Source organism: Salipaludibacillus aurantiacus, assembly GCF_900111295.1.
GTDB classification, from domain to species: Bacteria; Bacillota; Bacilli; order Bacillales; family Salisediminibacteriaceae; genus Salipaludibacillus; species Salipaludibacillus aurantiacus.
The window spans coordinates 185,139-201,306 of sequence record NZ_FOGT01000005.1 but is presented as its reverse complement, the minus strand read 5'-3'; the positions used below and the strand labels follow the sequence as shown (position 1 = coordinate 201,306).

The 16,168-nt window shown below is 40.6% G+C and carries 11 protein-coding genes; 5 read left to right on the top strand and 6 right to left on the bottom strand.

Going from position 1 to position 16,168, the window contains the following annotated elements:
* Positions 1-21: 21 nt before the first annotated feature.
* From BMW59_RS08075 to BMW59_RS08060, 4 genes are all read right to left on the bottom strand, one after another.
* On the bottom strand, positions 22-1,332 hold the full coding sequence (locus BMW59_RS08075) for a sugar ABC transporter permease (protein WP_093049981.1): 1,311 nt from the start codon (positions 1,330-1,332) through the stop codon (positions 22-24).
* A 72-nt stretch (positions 1,333-1,404) separates the two neighbouring features.
* Positions 1,405-2,730 (bottom strand): sugar ABC transporter substrate-binding protein, encoded by a 1,326-nt coding sequence (locus BMW59_RS08070; protein WP_093049978.1) that lies wholly within the window; start codon positions 2,728-2,730, stop codon positions 1,405-1,407.
* 404 nt (positions 2,731-3,134) lie between these two features.
* Entirely contained in the window at positions 3,135-4,838 is a 1,704-nt protein-coding gene (locus tag BMW59_RS08065) for a methyl-accepting chemotaxis protein (RefSeq protein WP_093049975.1), read from the bottom strand.
* Between the two features lie 136 nt (positions 4,839-4,974).
* On the bottom strand, positions 4,975-5,853 hold the full coding sequence (locus BMW59_RS08060; protein WP_093049972.1) for an AraC family transcriptional regulator: 879 nt from the start codon (positions 5,851-5,853) through the stop codon (positions 4,975-4,977).
* Between the two features lie 121 nt (positions 5,854-5,974).
* Here BMW59_RS08060 and BMW59_RS08055 point away from each other — a divergent pair, with 121 nt between their 5' ends.
* The 3 genes from BMW59_RS08055 (at position 5,975) to BMW59_RS08045 (ending at position 10,971) form a co-directional block, all read left to right on the top strand.
* Entirely contained in the window at positions 5,975-7,372 is a 1,398-nt protein-coding gene (locus tag BMW59_RS08055; RefSeq protein WP_245733004.1) for an MATE family efflux transporter, read from the top strand.
* A gap of 296 nt (positions 7,373-7,668) precedes the next feature.
* Positions 7,669-8,736: a TAXI family TRAP transporter solute-binding subunit gene (locus BMW59_RS08050; protein ID WP_093049969.1), complete on the top strand. Its 1,068-nt coding sequence runs from the start codon at positions 7,669-7,671 to the stop codon at positions 8,734-8,736.
* 264 nt (positions 8,737-9,000) lie between these two features.
* Entirely contained in the window at positions 9,001-10,971 is a 1,971-nt protein-coding gene (locus BMW59_RS08045) for a TRAP transporter permease (protein WP_093049966.1), read from the top strand.
* A gap of 345 nt (positions 10,972-11,316) precedes the next feature.
* Here BMW59_RS08045 and BMW59_RS08040 read toward each other — a convergent pair whose 3' ends face one another.
* Positions 11,317-12,171, bottom strand: coding sequence for a MurR/RpiR family transcriptional regulator (locus tag BMW59_RS08040; RefSeq protein WP_093049963.1), 855 nt, complete (start codon positions 12,169-12,171; stop codon positions 11,317-11,319).
* A 13-nt stretch (positions 12,172-12,184) separates the two neighbouring features.
* On the bottom strand, positions 12,185-13,582 hold the full coding sequence (locus tag BMW59_RS08035; protein WP_093049960.1) for an aspartate aminotransferase family protein: 1,398 nt from the start codon (positions 13,580-13,582) through the stop codon (positions 12,185-12,187).
* Positions 13,583-13,845: 263 nt separating this feature from the next.
* Here BMW59_RS08035 and BMW59_RS08030 point away from each other — a divergent pair, with 263 nt between their 5' ends.
* A complete protein-coding gene (locus BMW59_RS08030) occupies positions 13,846-15,015 on the top strand; it encodes a KamA family radical SAM protein (protein WP_093049957.1) in 1,170 nt (389 codons plus the stop codon).
* A 305-nt stretch (positions 15,016-15,320) separates the two neighbouring features.
* Positions 15,321-16,097: a hypothetical protein gene (locus BMW59_RS08025; RefSeq protein WP_093049954.1), complete on the top strand. Its 777-nt coding sequence runs from the start codon at positions 15,321-15,323 to the stop codon at positions 16,095-16,097.
* Positions 16,098-16,168: the final 71 nt, after the last annotated feature.

The following is a 16,168-nucleotide window of genomic DNA, read 5'->3' as shown; positions in this document are numbered from 1 at the left end:
GTTTTCGATTTTTCGTACTCATTAGAAAGTTCCCTCCTCTTTAAAGGAACGTGAACGACGGAATTGGAAGAACGCAAAAGTCGCTACGAGCAATCCTAAAATGATTGAAATGGCTGCTGCCATATTAAACTGCTGATTTTCAAATGTAAGCCCGTAAATCCAGGAAATAAGAATATCGGATCCGCCAGCCGTCTGTCCGCGGACAGCAGGCCCGCCCTGGTTAAACAGGTAGATAATATTAAAGTTATTAAAGTTAAACGAGTACTGCATAATCAGTAAAGGTGCTGTGGCAAACATTAAGTGCGGGAATGTGATATTACGGAATTTCTGCCAGCGGTTCGCTCCATCAATATCAGCCGCTTCATACCAGTCGCTTGATATCCCTTGCAGAACCCCGGTAAATAAGGCGTAAACAAACGGGAACCCTAGCCATACCTGAATCAGAATTAAGGCTACCCTTGTCCAGAAAGGATCCTGAAGCCATGGAATCCTGGTATTAAATAATGGCTCAATAATTTGCAGGTTTATAGCCCCAAAGTTATCGTTAAAAATAGCTGAGAAAATAATAATAGTAACGAACGCAGGAACCGCCCATGGTAAAATAAATACTGTCCTGATAAGCTTTTTGAACTTAACCCTTGGATCGTTAACAAGTATTGCAAGGAACATAGCAAGAGCGATTTGCAGTGTGGTGGCTACAAATGTCCAGATCAGAGTCCAGGACAGAACGTTTATAAATGTGTTACGCCATTCATTAATTGTAAACAGGTTAATAAAGTTTTCGAAACCTACCCACTCAAGCAAATGCCTTGGCGGCGCATTATATAAATTATAGTTAGTAAATGCCAGGAAAACCATAAACAACAATGGAAAAACAACTACAAACATAAGCAGGAATAACCCTGGCCCTACTAAAAGATACGGAAAACCGGTATCCCATGCATTTTTAAACCCTTCCCTGATGTTAGGGACCTTCCAGCCTAATTGTATTCTCTTTGCGTCTTTAAAGGCATCCTGGATGTTTAAAATGTAAAAAGTTAAAAAGAATGCTGTGAAAATAAGAGAGAGAATTCCATTACTTAAGAAGACACGCGAGTCATCCTCACGCGGAACTTCCCCTAATGTCACCAACCCCTGAAGCCCTGTGGTGATGAAATCAATCATCGCAATGACAAAAGCAGCAAAGAGAATGAATAAGGCGGCTCCTTTTCCATAACGTTTGTTATAAGCCTGTCCGAGTCCCGGAATAATTGAAAGCAGCGCAGCTACAGTCGGATTATGCTTCGGGTTGACTATATTATTATCTCTGTCGTGACTGTTTTTTGTAGCCATAATAGCTTCCTCCTGATTGAAAGATTCGGGATTGGAAAGATGAACTCTCCAATCCCTCCTCACTATTGATTATTAATTCATAATCGAAATCTGTTCGCGAATTTGCTCAACCGCTTCGTCAAGCACTTCCTGCGGATCGTCTCCCTGGGAAACAAACTGCAGTGCATCTTCCATTGGCTCCCAAACCTGTGACATTTCAGGAATGTTAGGCATTGGCTGTGCATGCTGAGTCTGTTCAAATATTGGTGACATTAAGTCGTCTTCAATTTCTACAGCTGTATGTGCAGGAAGCTCTCCAGCTACTTCGAAATAAGTTTCTGAGTTTTCAGGGTTCGTAATGAACAAAGCAAGTTCAGTAGCCCAATACTCATCTTCAGTATAGTAATTCACTAACCAGCCTTTATTTCCAGAGAAAGAGCTTAATACTTCTCCATTCTGTTCAGGAAGAGGAGAAATTTCAAGACTGTCGCCTAAAGCATTTTCATACTCAGGAATTGACCAAGGGCCTGTTACAACCATACCTGCCTGACCGTCTGTAAACAGTCCGTTCATAATATCGCCGTCAATACCGTTAGGCATGAGGTCTTCGTCAAACCAGGACTGAATGACTTCAGCACCTTGTACAGCACCATCACTGTTTAGACCAATATCCTCAGGATTATAAACACCATCTTCATCCTGGGCAAACACATAACCGCCAGGAGCAGTTAAGAACGGATAAGTAAAATAAAAGTTAGTCGCTTCCATTAAGAATCCGTAAGTGCTTCCATCAGTCAGGTCACGGGCAATGTCCATTAATTCATCCATTGTTTCAGGAGCGTCAGGAACTAAATCAGTGTTGCGGAAAAGCGCATACGTTTCCACTACAGCCGGAATCCCATATTGAATCCCTTCGTAGCTGAATGCCTGAACCGCTTCTTCGTTATATTCAGAAAGGCGGTCAAGCTGGTCATCAGTCAATTCAAGTTCAGCAGCTAAACCTTGAAGGTGAATGTCACCCATGCGGTCATGCGGCTGGAAGAAAAGGTCAGGGCCTTGTCCGGCTGGTCCGTCCAAAGACATGCCTTCTGTTTGATCCAGCATAGAATATGGAGTAATACTAACTTCAATGCCATACTCGTCAGTGAAACGTTCAGTAATTTCTTCATAAGCGTCTAATTGGGCATCTTCATCATTCACCCACATAGTGAGCTCTTCAGGCTTTTCCGGAGCATCTCCGTCTGCAGCACCTTCATTTCCTTCTGCATCATTGTTATCATCAGTGACATTTGCATTGTTGCCGTTGTTTCCACCGTTTGCCGGTGAATCTGTTTCATCGTTGTTTCCACAAGCCACAAGAGCGATCGACAATACAATAAGAAGCATTAACGATAACAGAAACGATTTGCCTTTAAACATGTGATTTCCCCCTATAAAAAAGTGTTTTTGTTTGTGCAACCTGTTTGCCTTAATGTTGCAAAGCCTTTTCCGGAAACTGGTCTGCCAGGATCATCCAGCCTGTTAAGTAATCGCTTGCAAAACCGGGCTGTTATATTACCCGCTTTACCGTCCTGCCCTCTATCGGCTTTAGTTAGAAATACTCTTATAAAGAGATTTATCATAACTTTATTGGAGGTAAGTTTACCGGAAAATAGAAAATGCAAATCGAGACAACCGTTTGCACTAAGTGGTATAAAACAATTCCACGAGAATCTCGTGAAATCGTTTGCACCAACTTATGATTTTATTATACTATCATCCTTACAGAAAACACAACCTTTTTTATTAAAAGTTTATATCAATTGTTACGTAACTGTGTCTTCTTAACTCTTTAGTTTCTGTGCCATCTCTTCCAGCGTCTCTGTTTCAGCAGCAAGTCTTTCCTGAAGCATGGTCTGATTAGTAATGATAGAGTTTACACTTCCGCTTTTTTCCTGCAATACGTTTGCACTATCTGCTAATTCCGATACAGAGTGAACGACCTCAGCAATCGCTTCATTTATTTGAGAAATTGATTCACTGATCTCAAGGTGCTCACCCGAAATTTTTGCGCTTTCTAAAGAAAATTCTTTAAATAGCTTGGCAGAGGCAGCAGTCTTCTCCCTTGCACTTTCACTGTTTAATATAAAATCTTCAAATGAGCCAACTACATCTTCCGATTCTTTATGCAGTGTGTTCAGGACCTCTTTTGTACGCCTTGAAAACCTGTTTGTCCCTTGGGAGAGCTTACGGATTTCTTCAGCTACGACCGCAAAACTCCTTCCTTCTTTTCCTGCTTTAGCAGCTTCGATCGACGCATTAATTGCAAGGAGGTTAGTTTGCTCTGCAATATCGTCAATTCCATTTAAAAATGATGAAATATGGACGAGCTGTTCTTGCATGCCTGCAACCCTGCCCGACGTATTTCCAGTTTTTTCTTTAAATTCCTCCATGGATTTTTCCAGTTCCTTCATTAATAATGTCCCTTGGATTGAAGCATCTTCTATCCGTTTAATCTGCTTATTCATATATTCAATTGAATATTGAATTTCCTGAGAGCTTGCTGAAACTTCTTCTGTGGTAGCAGAAATAGTGCCTGTAAAACCAGTTTGCCGTTCCATGCCGCCTGCAAACTCGTCCATCGTCTTTTCTATTTTCTTCATCCCTTCCAGTTGAACAGCTGACATTTCGGAGGTTTCTTTTGCTACCGATAATACATTTCCACTTATTTCATCATTTTTCTTTAATAGAGCTGATAACCTCCCCCCCATATCTTTTAGCCTTAAATCTATTTGACCGAACTCATCGTTCCTGTCAATTATATGATCATAGCTTAAATTTCCAGCAGAGTATTCGTTTATTCGTTTTCTGACAATTTGTACCCCTCTGCTTAAATTTCTGCTGAACAGAAGCAAAGATATAAGAGGAACCATTATTAATACTGTAAGAGCTGTCATTGTGACTCTTTCAGTTACAGCTAATGAAGATTCAAGGGCCAAAGAGGCTCCTTCTCTTTCAGCCTCCAAATAATTCTGCATGCGTTCATTAACATTATTCACTGACTGTTCGTTACGTGTAATTACCGGAGAAACTCTGTTCCGTATCTCCTCTATTTCATTTCCTACATAAATGCTTGAAAAATAAGTATGGTAAGTGGCATCATAAGATTCTACGACATCTTTTAAAAACCTAAAATAATGTTCTAATTCTTCATCACCGGCAATACTCTTTTCCAAACTCGAGTAAAGAGTGTCTGTCTCAGTTAAAACCTGCTGAACGGATTCAATATGGTCTTCGTTGTAACCTGAAGTGGTAAGCTGGTATTTTAATAAACTCACCTGTTTAAGCCCGTTGACTAATTGAGTATAATCCTGATGAAAAGCAGCTGTCTCTTCCAGGAGTTCACTCTGGTTTTGTACATCCTGGCTGAAATAATAAATTACTCCACCAGAGAGAATACAAACCAGTAATATAAAAACAGTCAGCCCGTATAGCCTGTAAATCAATTTTCTTTCTTTTCCCATCTTTCTCTTTTTAGTTTGTTTCATTTCATCCCCCCGCCAAGTATATGTTCAACATGCACCTTCGCAGACCTTTAGAACCACATCGCCCATCGCGCAAGCGCTTGCATCTAGTTAAATTATACCATGGACAGATCAGGAAAAATATAGTTCTATTTTATATTTACCTGTTATTGTCAGTTAAATTAACCTGTCTTCTATATTGTCCGGGAGTCATTCCTTCCTTTTTCCTGAAGACTCTTGAAAAATAACTAACATCTGAAAAACCTGTTTCTTTTGATATAGTCTGAAGGTCTTTACTATCTTCCTGTAACAGTTTTTTGGCTTTTGAAAGCCTGTAATCATTCAAATACTGAACAGGTGTCATCCCGATGGTACTCTTCAGTGCCCTTGACACATAATCCGGATGATAAAGAAGTTCCTGCGCAATTTCTTTCACGCGAAAGGCAGGGTCGCCATAATGTTTCTCAATAAACTGAATGGAAAGGCTCGCAATTTTCTGAGCGCTTGTAGGTAATTCCAGCGCATTTTTTTGTATATGAATGATAATGTCAAAAAAATATGTCTGCTGTTTCATTTTTTCTCCGGGGTCGTTTGTATCATTAGCCTGTATAAGTTTCCAAAAAATCGCTTCAGCCTGTTCTGTTTGTGTAAATTTACCTAAACGCGGAAGATAAAGTTCATAAAGGTCTGATTCCGTATAAGTATGTTTCCTTTTAACAATATGAGACCAGTCAAGTTCGCCATCTTCAACCAGTTCGTAAGAAGAAGGAAGAATAAAATGGATCCAGAAAAATTCTGTATCTTCCTCGCAAGGTGCGTGACCTGAATGCTCTTTATAGGGAGCTAATATAAGATATTCGCCTTCTTTTACCACTGCCGTTTTTTCTTCTTCCTTCATATATAAAGCTCCCTTAGTAACAAATAAAATATCAAAGATGTGAAAGTTACGCCGAAAGTGTGTTTTACCTTTTGTAAATATTCCTTTCGCTCCTTTAATAAATACGGGAAGCGGGGGTACGACTGTCCGAATAGTATCCATAAGTCTGCCTCCTAATAAGTCGGTTTTGTACAAGACATTTCGTTTTTTTGAATATAAAGTTACTATACACTCATTTATTATTAGAAGATAACCTTTTAGAAAATATTAAAAGCAGAAGCAGGTGTTTGTATTGAAAGACAACCAGACTGACAGACGTCATAAATTAACTCTTTTTGCGCTGACTTGGCCGATCTTTATAGAAATTCTTCTGCATATGCTGATGGGAAACGCAGATACGTTAATGCTTAGCCAGTACGACGATGATGCGGTAGCAGCGGTAGGTGTCTCAAACCAGATCATGAGCGTTATTATAGTGATGTTCGGGTTTGTCGCTACGGGAACTACTATACTGATTGCCCAAAACCTGGGGGCAAATAATAATAAAAAAGCTTCACATATTGCAGTTGTTTCCATATGTACAAATGTCATTTTCGGTTTTGGCTTGAGCCTCGTATTATTTTTATATGGACGGCAAATTCTGCTCGCTATGAACCTTCCGGAAGAATTAATGAGCACAGCTTTAATCTACTTACAAATCGTCGGCGGTTTTGCATTTGTGCAGGCATTACTAATGACCTTATCGGCAATCGTTAAGAGCCATGGCTATACTAAAGATGCTATGTACGTCACTTTAGGAATGAATGTCATCAACGTGCTCGGGAATTACATTTTAATTTTCGGGGCATTTGGAGCCCCTGCATTGGGCGTGACAGGTGTCGCATTAAGCACGGCTTTCAGTCGCGGGTTGGGTACAGTCATTCTCTTTATTGTATTATACAAACGGGTAAAAGGAGAATTGCCGTGGGCTTTTCTTGTTCAAAGATTTCCTAAAGAAGAGCTTCGTGATTTGCTGAGAATAGGTATTCCGTCGGCAGGGGAACACCTTTCATACAATACATCACAGATGGTCATCACCTATTTCGTAGCAACGATGGGCACTGCAGCATTAACAACACGTGTCTATGCTTTAAATATCATGATGTTTGCTTTTCTTTTCTCCATTGCTATCGGGCAGGGGACTCAGATCCTTGTAGGTCATTTAATAGGTGAAAAAAGATATGAAGAAGCCTACAAACGTTGTTTAAGGAGCCTCTGGATCGGTATGAGCGTCTCTACTTTTACTGCTTTTACTTTTGCTGTATTCCGAGAACAGATTTTAAACATTTTCACTGACAATACACAGATTATCCAACTTGGAAGTATTCTTTTAATCCTGACCGTTATATTGGAACCCGGCAGAGCTTTTAACCTTATTGTCATAAACTCCCTCAGAGCTGCAGGAGATGTTAAGTTTCCTGTTTACATAGGTATATTGTCTATGTGGGGAGTGTCTGTAACCGTTTCATACACCGCCGGTATCTGGCTTGGCTTAGGCCTTATCGGTGTTTGGATTGCCCTTATAATGGATGAATGGTTAAGGGGTCTTCTCATGCTTCGCCGCTGGAAAACCCGAAAATGGGAAAAGATGTCTTTCGTTTCTGAAGATAAGGAAAAAGAAAATAAAACACAGCAAGGTTGATATTATATACATCAACATGTATAAATATAAATATATAAAAATTATTCTTTCGTTTTATCGTTTATTTATATTTTTATAATAATTTATTAGACTATTTACATTATTTTCTGACAAATCTCGTATCCCTTATCGCTCTAATATTCTTCCTGACTTTTTATCACTGTAAAACTTTTACGGGCAGATTCCTTTTTGACATTCTTGAATAATTTTGGTTAAATATAATAGAATACGAGCAATTTTTTATGCGATTGCTAGTATTTTTACATTACATTAAAAAAACTAAGGGGGAATGTAAGTTGAAGAAAAAGTACACTTCCATGTTCGCGTTACTCTTAACAGGCAGTTTAATCCTTGCTGCATGTGGAGAGGGAGATGACAACGGCAATGATGGAAACAACGCCGGCGGAAATAATAACGCGGAAGAAAATGAAGCAAATGACAACGGCGGCGGTGATGATAATGCAGCCGCTGACACGGACGTCGGAAACCTGCAATTAGGTACAGGGAGCACCGGGGGTACTTATTATCCTTTAGGACAGGAAATGGCTACAGTAATTAATAATAATATTGAAGTAGACGGGTTTGATTTGAGCGCTGTTTCTTCCGGTGCCTCAGTTGATAACATCATCAGTATTTTCCAGGGAGAAATGGATCTCGGTATGTCTGTCCACCTTCCTGCTCTTGACTCCTTAACGGGCGACGGAGACTTTGAAGGTGTTGAAGTTGACAACTTCGGATTTATGGGCCACATTTATCCAGAGGTTATGCAGATTGTAACGGGCGCAGATTCAGGAATTGAATCAATTGGCGACCTTAAAGACAAGTCTGTTGCCATTGGGCCTCCAGGGAGCGGCACACAGGCAGCTGCTAAATTAGTTTTAGAAGCCTACGGACTTGAAGACGGCGATTACGATGCTTACGAAGAAGGATTTGGAGATGCTGCGGGCCGTATTCAGGACGGAAACTTAGATGCTTCGTTCGGTCTTCTTGGTTTACCTGCCGGAAGCATTGAAGAATTATCGATTTCCCGGGATATCCGCTTACTCCCTATCAGCGATGAGGGACTTGATTATATAGAAGAAAACAGCGGATACGAAGCACTGAATATTCCTGCTGACTCTTATGATTTCATGGATGAAGATGTCCAGGCAATTACAGCCTATGCTATTCTGGTAGGTTCTACAGATACAATTGATGAAGAGCTTGGATATGAAATTACAAAAGCTCTGTTTGAACACAGTGGAGATATCTCACATCCTCAAGGCGACCATCTGACAAAAGAAAACGCCTTAAACGGTTCTAATGGGCTTCCAATTCATCCAGGTGCTGAGAGATACTTTGAAGAAGAAGGTATTACAGAGTAAAACATAAACTTTGTCTGTTAAGAGGCCGGACCTCTGGAGGATCATGTCCGGTCTCTTTCTTCTTGTTTACCAGTAAATATCCATTGTTCAATTTAAAAAACTATGGTAAAAAAAAGATACTGATAAACTTTTCGGCTCTGCAAACATTTAAGGCAGAACCTCGACGAAAGTGCTGGAACTTCTTAATGCTCCTTCCTTTTCGTCGATTTTATTTTGTATGACAAAGTAATTCAGAACATATAAGTAATAATGTGAGGTGAAATTATGTCAGATACTAATAAAGATTTACTAACAGAAAAAGAACAACAGGAGATGTTGTCCAGATACGATAAAGAATCCGCCTACCGCCAGAACCCCGGGAAGTGGGGATGGGTCATATCTTTCCTGGCTATTTCGTTAACGGTGTTCCACGTGTGGAGGGCATTCCCTCAAACTGGCGGGCCTCTCGTTTATCTGATACAAGGTGCTGTTCACCTGGGAACAGCTATGGGACTCATTTTCCTATTATATCCTTTTAGAAGAAGCGGAATGAAAAAAGTCGGTGTACCCTGGTATGATGTTGTATTAGCCTTCTTATCTATGTGCTCCGTTTATTACATTATATTCAGGTATGACTGGATTACCGGTCCGGCACGGGTGTTAGGCTTCGGAACTTTGGATATTATCGTCGCAACTATTGGAATTATCCTGTTGCTGGAAGCAACAAGACGTGCAGTAGGCCTGCCTATTATCGTTATTGCTTCATTAGCGATTCTTTACGGTCTTTATGGCACAAATATTCCTTATTTCGGCCATGGCGGATTCGACTGGGCTGGATTGTCGAGAAGATTATTTTTCACCTCAGATGCCATTTTCGGAACGCCTATTCAGATTTCTTCTACTTATATTTATCTGTTTCTGTTCTTTGGCGTAATGTTAACCAAAACAGGGGTTGGACAATACTTTAACGACCTCGCTTTCGGGGCGACGGGCAGATTTACCGGCGGGACTGCTAAAGCTGCAGTAGCTGCTTCGGCCTTGCAAGGAACTGTAACAGGAAGCTCTGTGGCAAATACAGTAGCTTCCGGCTCATTCACTATTCCAATGATGAAAAGAGCCAAATTCAGACCGGAATTTGCTGCTGCCGCTGAAGCTTCAGCCTCAACAGGCGGTCAAATTATGCCGCCAATTATGGGGGCAGCCGCTTTTATTATGGCTGAATATGTCTCAAGTGTTTCATACAGTGATATTATTATTATTGGTATTATCCCAGCCATCCTTTACTTCACGAGTGTGTTCATGGGAACCCACTTCGAAGCAAAGCGCTACGGGATAACAGGTCTGCCGAAAAGTGAGCTTCCCTCATTGAAAGGTTTAAGTAAAAAACTTGACTTACTGCTTCCGCTTGTCGTTATTGTGTCTATGCTTGTTAACGGATTTACTCCGACCTATGCGGCCCTCGCAGGGATAGGAACAGCTTTCCTTGTCAGTTTCTTCCGTAAAGAAACCCGTATGGGGCCTTCAGATATTATAGATGCGCTTGAGCAAGGGGCAAGGATTGCTTTACCAGTTATAGCAGCCTGTGCCACGGCTGGTATAATCGTAGGTATTGTCGTCTTCACAGGCTTAGGCGGAAAAATAGCCGGAGGCCTGTTAGCACTCGCAGGGGATAATTTATTCCTGCTTATGTTCTTTACAATGATTGCTTGTATCTTGCTTGGAATGGGACTGCCAACCACCGCAAACTATGTTGTTACTGCCTCAATGGCAGCACCGGCACTGATTGCTTTTGGCGTTCCTGATATTGCTGCGCACTTCTTTGTATTTTATTTCGGAATCGTAGCTGATATCACACCACCTGTTTGTCTCGCCGCATACGCCGGCTCGGGAATTGCCAAAGCGAACCCGATGAGGGCAGGTGTAACAGCCTTCAAGCTGGCAATTGCCGGGTTTATAATACCTTATGTCTTTGTGTATAATCCGGCACTGTTACTCCAGGACGCAGATGTATTAACGGTTATTCAGCTTCTTATAACGGCTATTTTAGGAATGGCTGCTGTAAGTGCGACTATGATGAATTATTTTGTATACAGCTTTAAATGGTATGAAAGACTATTGCTCTTACTGTCCGGGTTAATGCTTATTTATCCGGAAAATCTAGTGATAGAATTAAGCGGCCTGGGGCTCTTCCTTTTAATAGGATTCCTCCAGCACTACCGTAAAAAAAGAGATCTGAAAGAATCAGCAGCCTCTTAAAGAAAAGAGGCTGCAACAAAAGAATAGTAATCATAAAAAAGCCGAACAAAATTTTCGAATTTTGTTCGGCTGTTCTTTTGAGAAAAAGGAGTGATTTTAGTCCGTCAGGCGGACAGTTGCCAGTGGCTCGCTTTTAACTACATTTCAACTCTGCCTCGGGATTCGTTGAATTGGATCTTCAGACTGCGCTTAATTCCCTGTGGGGTCACTGCTTCTGTCTTTCAATCAAAAAAGCTGAGGCTATTGGAAAACTAAAGATAACGACCTTATAAACTGTCTGATAAAAATTATTGTTTGACCTTTACAAACTTGTCTTTAGCTAAGTCCCAGCCTCTCTTCGGGATTTTAATCATAAAAAACATCAAAAGTTTCCCATAATCCTTCCAGGTCCTGCAGCCTTTTCTCTACTTTCTTATGTTCAGATCTTGTCAGAGCTGTAATAAGGGCGCTTGCTAAGCTCATAGGAGCTGCGAATGAGTCAATAAAAGAATTAATTTCTGTCGTTGCTACTATCTTATAATCGCCGTATGGAACGAGTGGGCTTAACAGATGGTCTGTAATGACTACTGTTTTTGCATCCCGCTGTTTAACATATTTAAGAGCCTCCACTGTCCTTTTTGTATACCTGGAAAAGCCAAGCCCAATGACCAGGTCGTTTTTTGAGATATCCAGCAAATGTTCAGAAACGCCATCTGCCTGCTGGATCATTTCCGTGTTTTGAAGGACAAGGTCAAGATAAAATTCCAGGAACCCGCCTATACTGGAAGCACTGCGGTAAGCAATAATATAGATCCTTTCCGCTTGAATCATTTCATAGACAACTTTTTCAAACAAGGCAGGATCTACCTGGTTCAATGTTTCTTTCAGATTCTGGATATCATCTGATAATACTTCACTGACCACATTCTCTGTATCGTTCTCATCATCTGTGGTTCTGGCAAGCACCTCGGCAGAAGTCATTTTTCTCTGTAAAGCTTCTTGTAGATGCCGCTGCAGATCCGGGTAGCCTTTATAATTTAGAAAGAATGCAAAACGGATAACTGTGGCTTCTCCCACTTCCACATTTTTAGCAAGCTTTGAAGCTGTTAAAAAAGGAGCCGTTTCATGATGTTCTATTAAATAATTAGCTATTTTTTTATGTGATTTACTCATTTTCTCACGCGATTCAATCATTCGTTTGTAAACATCACTCTCTAGCAAGGTGTTCCCTCCTTCAGGACACCCCAGCTCCTCCTTTTAAACTTTCACACGCTTTCTCATAAGCCTTTAAAGTGAACTCAAGTTCTTCCTCCCCATGTGCTGCAGAGATGCTGTACCGGTTCAAGGGTTTCGTATAAAGGCCGGACTGAAGCAACTTAAAGTCCAGTTCTTTTCTCATCTTTGTGTTTGTTTTTTGGAGGTCCCGGTAGTGCCTCGGTAATGTGTCCTGATTCCATATTACATTAAAAATGGAACCAACTCCACAAGTCTTAAGAGGGAATCCTGCCTTCCTGCCAATTTCTTCGATTCCTTTTCTTAATTCATTTGTAAAAGACAATACGTCATTATAGCCCTCTTCTAAAACAGAAATGGTTGCCAGACCTGCGGCAAGAATTGTTGGATGGCCATTGTAAGTACCGCTGTGAAAAAGCACTTCTTTTGCTGAAGCTTTACCCTGAGCTCCTGCTTCAAATACATCTGCCCCTCTGTCCGGAGAGCTGACATCAAGAATATCACTTCTGCCCCCCACAACACCTATAGGGAAACCTCCTCCAATAACTTTACCGAGAGTCGTTAAATCAGGTTTAACCTGGTACTTTTCCTGGCCTCCGCCGAGTGCTGAACGGAATCCTGTTTTTACTTCATCATAAATGAGTATAACTCCATACTTCTTCGTTAACTCTCTTAACCTGTCCATGAATACCTGGTCTGCGGGAATAAATCCGGACTGAACCGGTTCAATCAGTACGGCCGCTAACTCTTTATGATGGTTTTTAAGAAGTTTTTCCATGCCTTTCAGGTGATTGAAAGGGAGTATATAAGGTTCCTGGCCGTCCACATCTACCCCTGCTGATTCAGGAACCGGAGAAGGTGCCTCTTCCAAACCCGCTTCCGAGACAGGCGGATTAATACTGTAAAGCATTTCTTTATAGCCGCCGTGATAATGCCCTTCAAATTTTGCTATACGCTTCTTGCCTGTAAATACCTGAGCCAGGCGTATCGCCAGCTGGGTTGCTTCTGTTCCTGAATTTGTATATCTCACTTTTTCGATGGATGGGTAATAACTCATTATTTTTTTAGCAAATGCTGTTTCCAGCTTGTGCGGTGTCCCAAAAAGACAAGTGCCGTCATCCATCAATTGGTCGTAAACCGCTTCTTTGATTTTAGAATGACCGTGGCCTAATGCAAGCGATCCGTATCCCATTAAGTAGTCAACGTACCAGTGGCCGTCTACGTCTTTCAGCCACGCCCCCTTACCTTTATCCATAACTACCGGATACGGGGCAAAATGCTTAATATTAGCAGTCACACCGCCAGGCAGGTATTTTTTTGCTTCTTGCATATGTTCATAAGAACCTTTCGTTTGTAACCCGAATTCAATCATGGGATGTTCAACTTTTTTAATGGCCATTTAAAATCTTTCTCCACCTTTCCTTCTTTCTTTCATTTTAATGAAATATTTATTTCATTTTATGATAATATAACCTGTCTGTGAAGTGATTAAACAAAATTTTTAATTAAAAATTTATCTGGACGTTTAATTTTTAAATAGTCCAAGAAAAATGGAGTATTTCTTTCATTTATCCGTTTTAATTAATCATTTCCTCCGTTTTTGACCGATTTCAAGGGTTGTGTTTAAATGATTATAGACTACTACGAAGGGGATGATTTCTAATGGCTCAGCCAAAATATATTATGAACATCGAGAAGGTCCCTCACCTCTCAGATGAAGAAAAACAGAAACTGAAACAGATTACTGAAAAATTCGTGTTCCGAGTGAATGAATATTATTTAGGATTAATCGATTGGGGAGATCCAGAAGACCCGATCCGCAAACTGGTTATACCAAATGAAGGAGAGTTAGAAGAGTATGGCCGATGGGACGCCTCTGATGAAGATACTAACTATGTCGTACCCGGATGCCAGCACAAATATGATCAGACTGCCCTCTTAATCGTTTCTGAAGTCTGCGGAGCTTACTGCCGTTATTGTTTCAGAAAGCGCTTATTCCGGAATGATATAAAAGAAGCAATGTCCGATGTTCAGCCGGGAATTGAATACATTAAAGAGCACCCTGAAATTACAAACGTTCTTCTTACCGGGGGAGATTCTCTCATTCTCGCCACTAAAAAACTGCGGGGAATTATAGAACAGCTGCGGGAAATTCCTCATGTGAAAATTATTCGTCTTGGTTCAAAAATGCCTGTATTTAACCCAATGCGAATATACGAAGACCAGGGTTTGCTGGACTTAATCAGTGAATATTCTACACCGGAGCAGAGAATATATGTAATGGCGCATATTAATCATCCAGTTGAAATTACCCCGGAAGCTAAACGCGGTTTTGAAGCCCTGCATAATGCCGGCGCTATTGTCGTTAACCAGACACCGGTACTAAGAGGAATTAACGACGATCCTAAAGTATTAGCCGAACTGTTAGATAAGCTTTCATGGGCCGGAGTCACCCCTTATTATTTCTTTATAAACCGCCCTGTAGCAGGTAATAATGAATTTGTCCTTTCATTAAAAGAAGCTTATGAAATTGTTGAAGAAGCTAAAGCAAATACTTCCGGGCTCGGAAAACGGGTACGTCTTTCTATGAGCCATACGTCGGGTAAAATTGAAATCCTTGCCATTGATAACGGAAAAGCATATTTAAAATACCATCAGTCAAGGGACGGAAACTATGGTAAGTTTATGGTTCTTGACTGTCCTGATGATGCTGCGTGGTTCGACGATCTGCCTGGTAATGAACAATACTGGGAGCCTCCTCGAAAAAAATGGGAAGATTTTAAAGGTGCAAATGACAAAATTGCAGAAAAAGAGCAAACCATTCTTAATTAATTCTTTACAGCGCAGCTGAAAAATAAAAATGGCTCTCCCCATTAGGCGAGGGCCATTTTTATTTGTTACTATAAACTAAAGATTTACTGGTCAGAGTTCCCTTCAGGTTCCCCTACCCGCAGTACAGTATACCTCCCAAAATAAAATATCCCTCCCCTCTTATCAATGACAATCTCTCTCCCGCAATTCAGATATTTTTCAGGCTCAATTTTATAGGATTTTATTATAGACTTCCGTTAAAAGGCTTCCACGTCAAGGCTTACACCAGTACAATAGATACTAATAAGAGTGTGAGGGATGTTACTATGAAGCAGTTTATTGTATGTTTTTTTGTTCTGGTGCTCACAGGATGCCAGACTGAACCTTTTTTTCATTCAGAAAATATGAAAGAACCGTCTTATGAAAACACTACTATTGAAAAGGCGCCTTTCATACTGTCATTCAAATCCATATCTCATAATCAAAATGATTCCCAATTGCTCTTTGTAGCTGAACATACTGACAAGACACAAATTTCAGAGAGTGATTACCAGTTTTTATTCCCTGAATTTATAGCCGACTCTGAAGACATTAAGTATGAAATTAAGAATGCTGAAATCACTCATGATCAGATTAACGGTGAGCCTCTTGACAGCCATCAAATGGGGATTACACTTGGTATCACATCCCCGCCTGCCAATCCTGATAATGCTTTTTTTCATATTCCGCTATACATAGTTCCAAGGTTATTTGAACATGGATATCCTTTTAAGCTTGAGAGCAGCCATATTAATATGGCCAAAATGGGGGATCTAAGATTAATGAATGTAAAAGTGGAAGACCGGAGTTTAAGTTTCGATTTAATAGACGAACATCCTGGTTACAACGAAGAAAACTTCTCGTATTTATTTACGAAAACCTTAAGCAATGAAGTCGTTCACCCTATGTTTACGAGAGTGGATACAAACGAGGCAGGATATAATGTTGAATTGGAATTTGCCCAGCCCATCTCCCTTCCTTCTCTTATTTCTATTGAAAGAACAACGGTGGATCTTCCTAAGTGGCGATTTTCATTTGTCATTCCGATGGAGAACGATCGCTAATCCTCCGGGTGTCCCCTCCTTCGTTCAACTGAAGAATATGTTTTCACAGCACAGATCAGTGTCCATTTGGC

What these genes read in the sequence shown, in the direction of transcription:
- BMW59_RS08075 (WP_093049981.1), bottom strand. Translation starts at nt 1,332, where the DNA reads ATGGCTACAAAAAACAGTCACGACAGAGATAATAATATAGTCAACCCG.
- BMW59_RS08060 (WP_093049972.1), bottom strand. Translation starts at nt 5,853, where the DNA reads ATGGATACTATTCGGACAGTCGTACCCCCGCTTCCCGTATTTATTAAA.
- BMW59_RS08045 (WP_093049966.1), top strand. Translation starts at nt 9,001, where the DNA reads ATGTCAGATACTAATAAAGATTTACTAACAGAAAAAGAACAACAGGAG.
- BMW59_RS08070 (WP_093049978.1), bottom strand. Translation starts at nt 2,730, where the DNA reads ATGTTTAAAGGCAAATCGTTTCTGTTATCGTTAATGCTTCTTATTGTA.
- BMW59_RS08035 (WP_093049960.1), bottom strand. Translation starts at nt 13,582, where the DNA reads ATGGCCATTAAAAAAGTTGAACATCCCATGATTGAATTCGGGTTACAA.
- BMW59_RS08025 (WP_093049954.1), top strand. Translation starts at nt 15,321, where the DNA reads ATGAAGCAGTTTATTGTATGTTTTTTTGTTCTGGTGCTCACAGGATGC.
- BMW59_RS08065 (WP_093049975.1), bottom strand. Translation starts at nt 4,838, where the DNA reads ATGAAACAAACTAAAAAGAGAAAGATGGGAAAAGAAAGAAAATTGATT.
- BMW59_RS08030 (WP_093049957.1), top strand. Translation starts at nt 13,846, where the DNA reads ATGGCTCAGCCAAAATATATTATGAACATCGAGAAGGTCCCTCACCTC.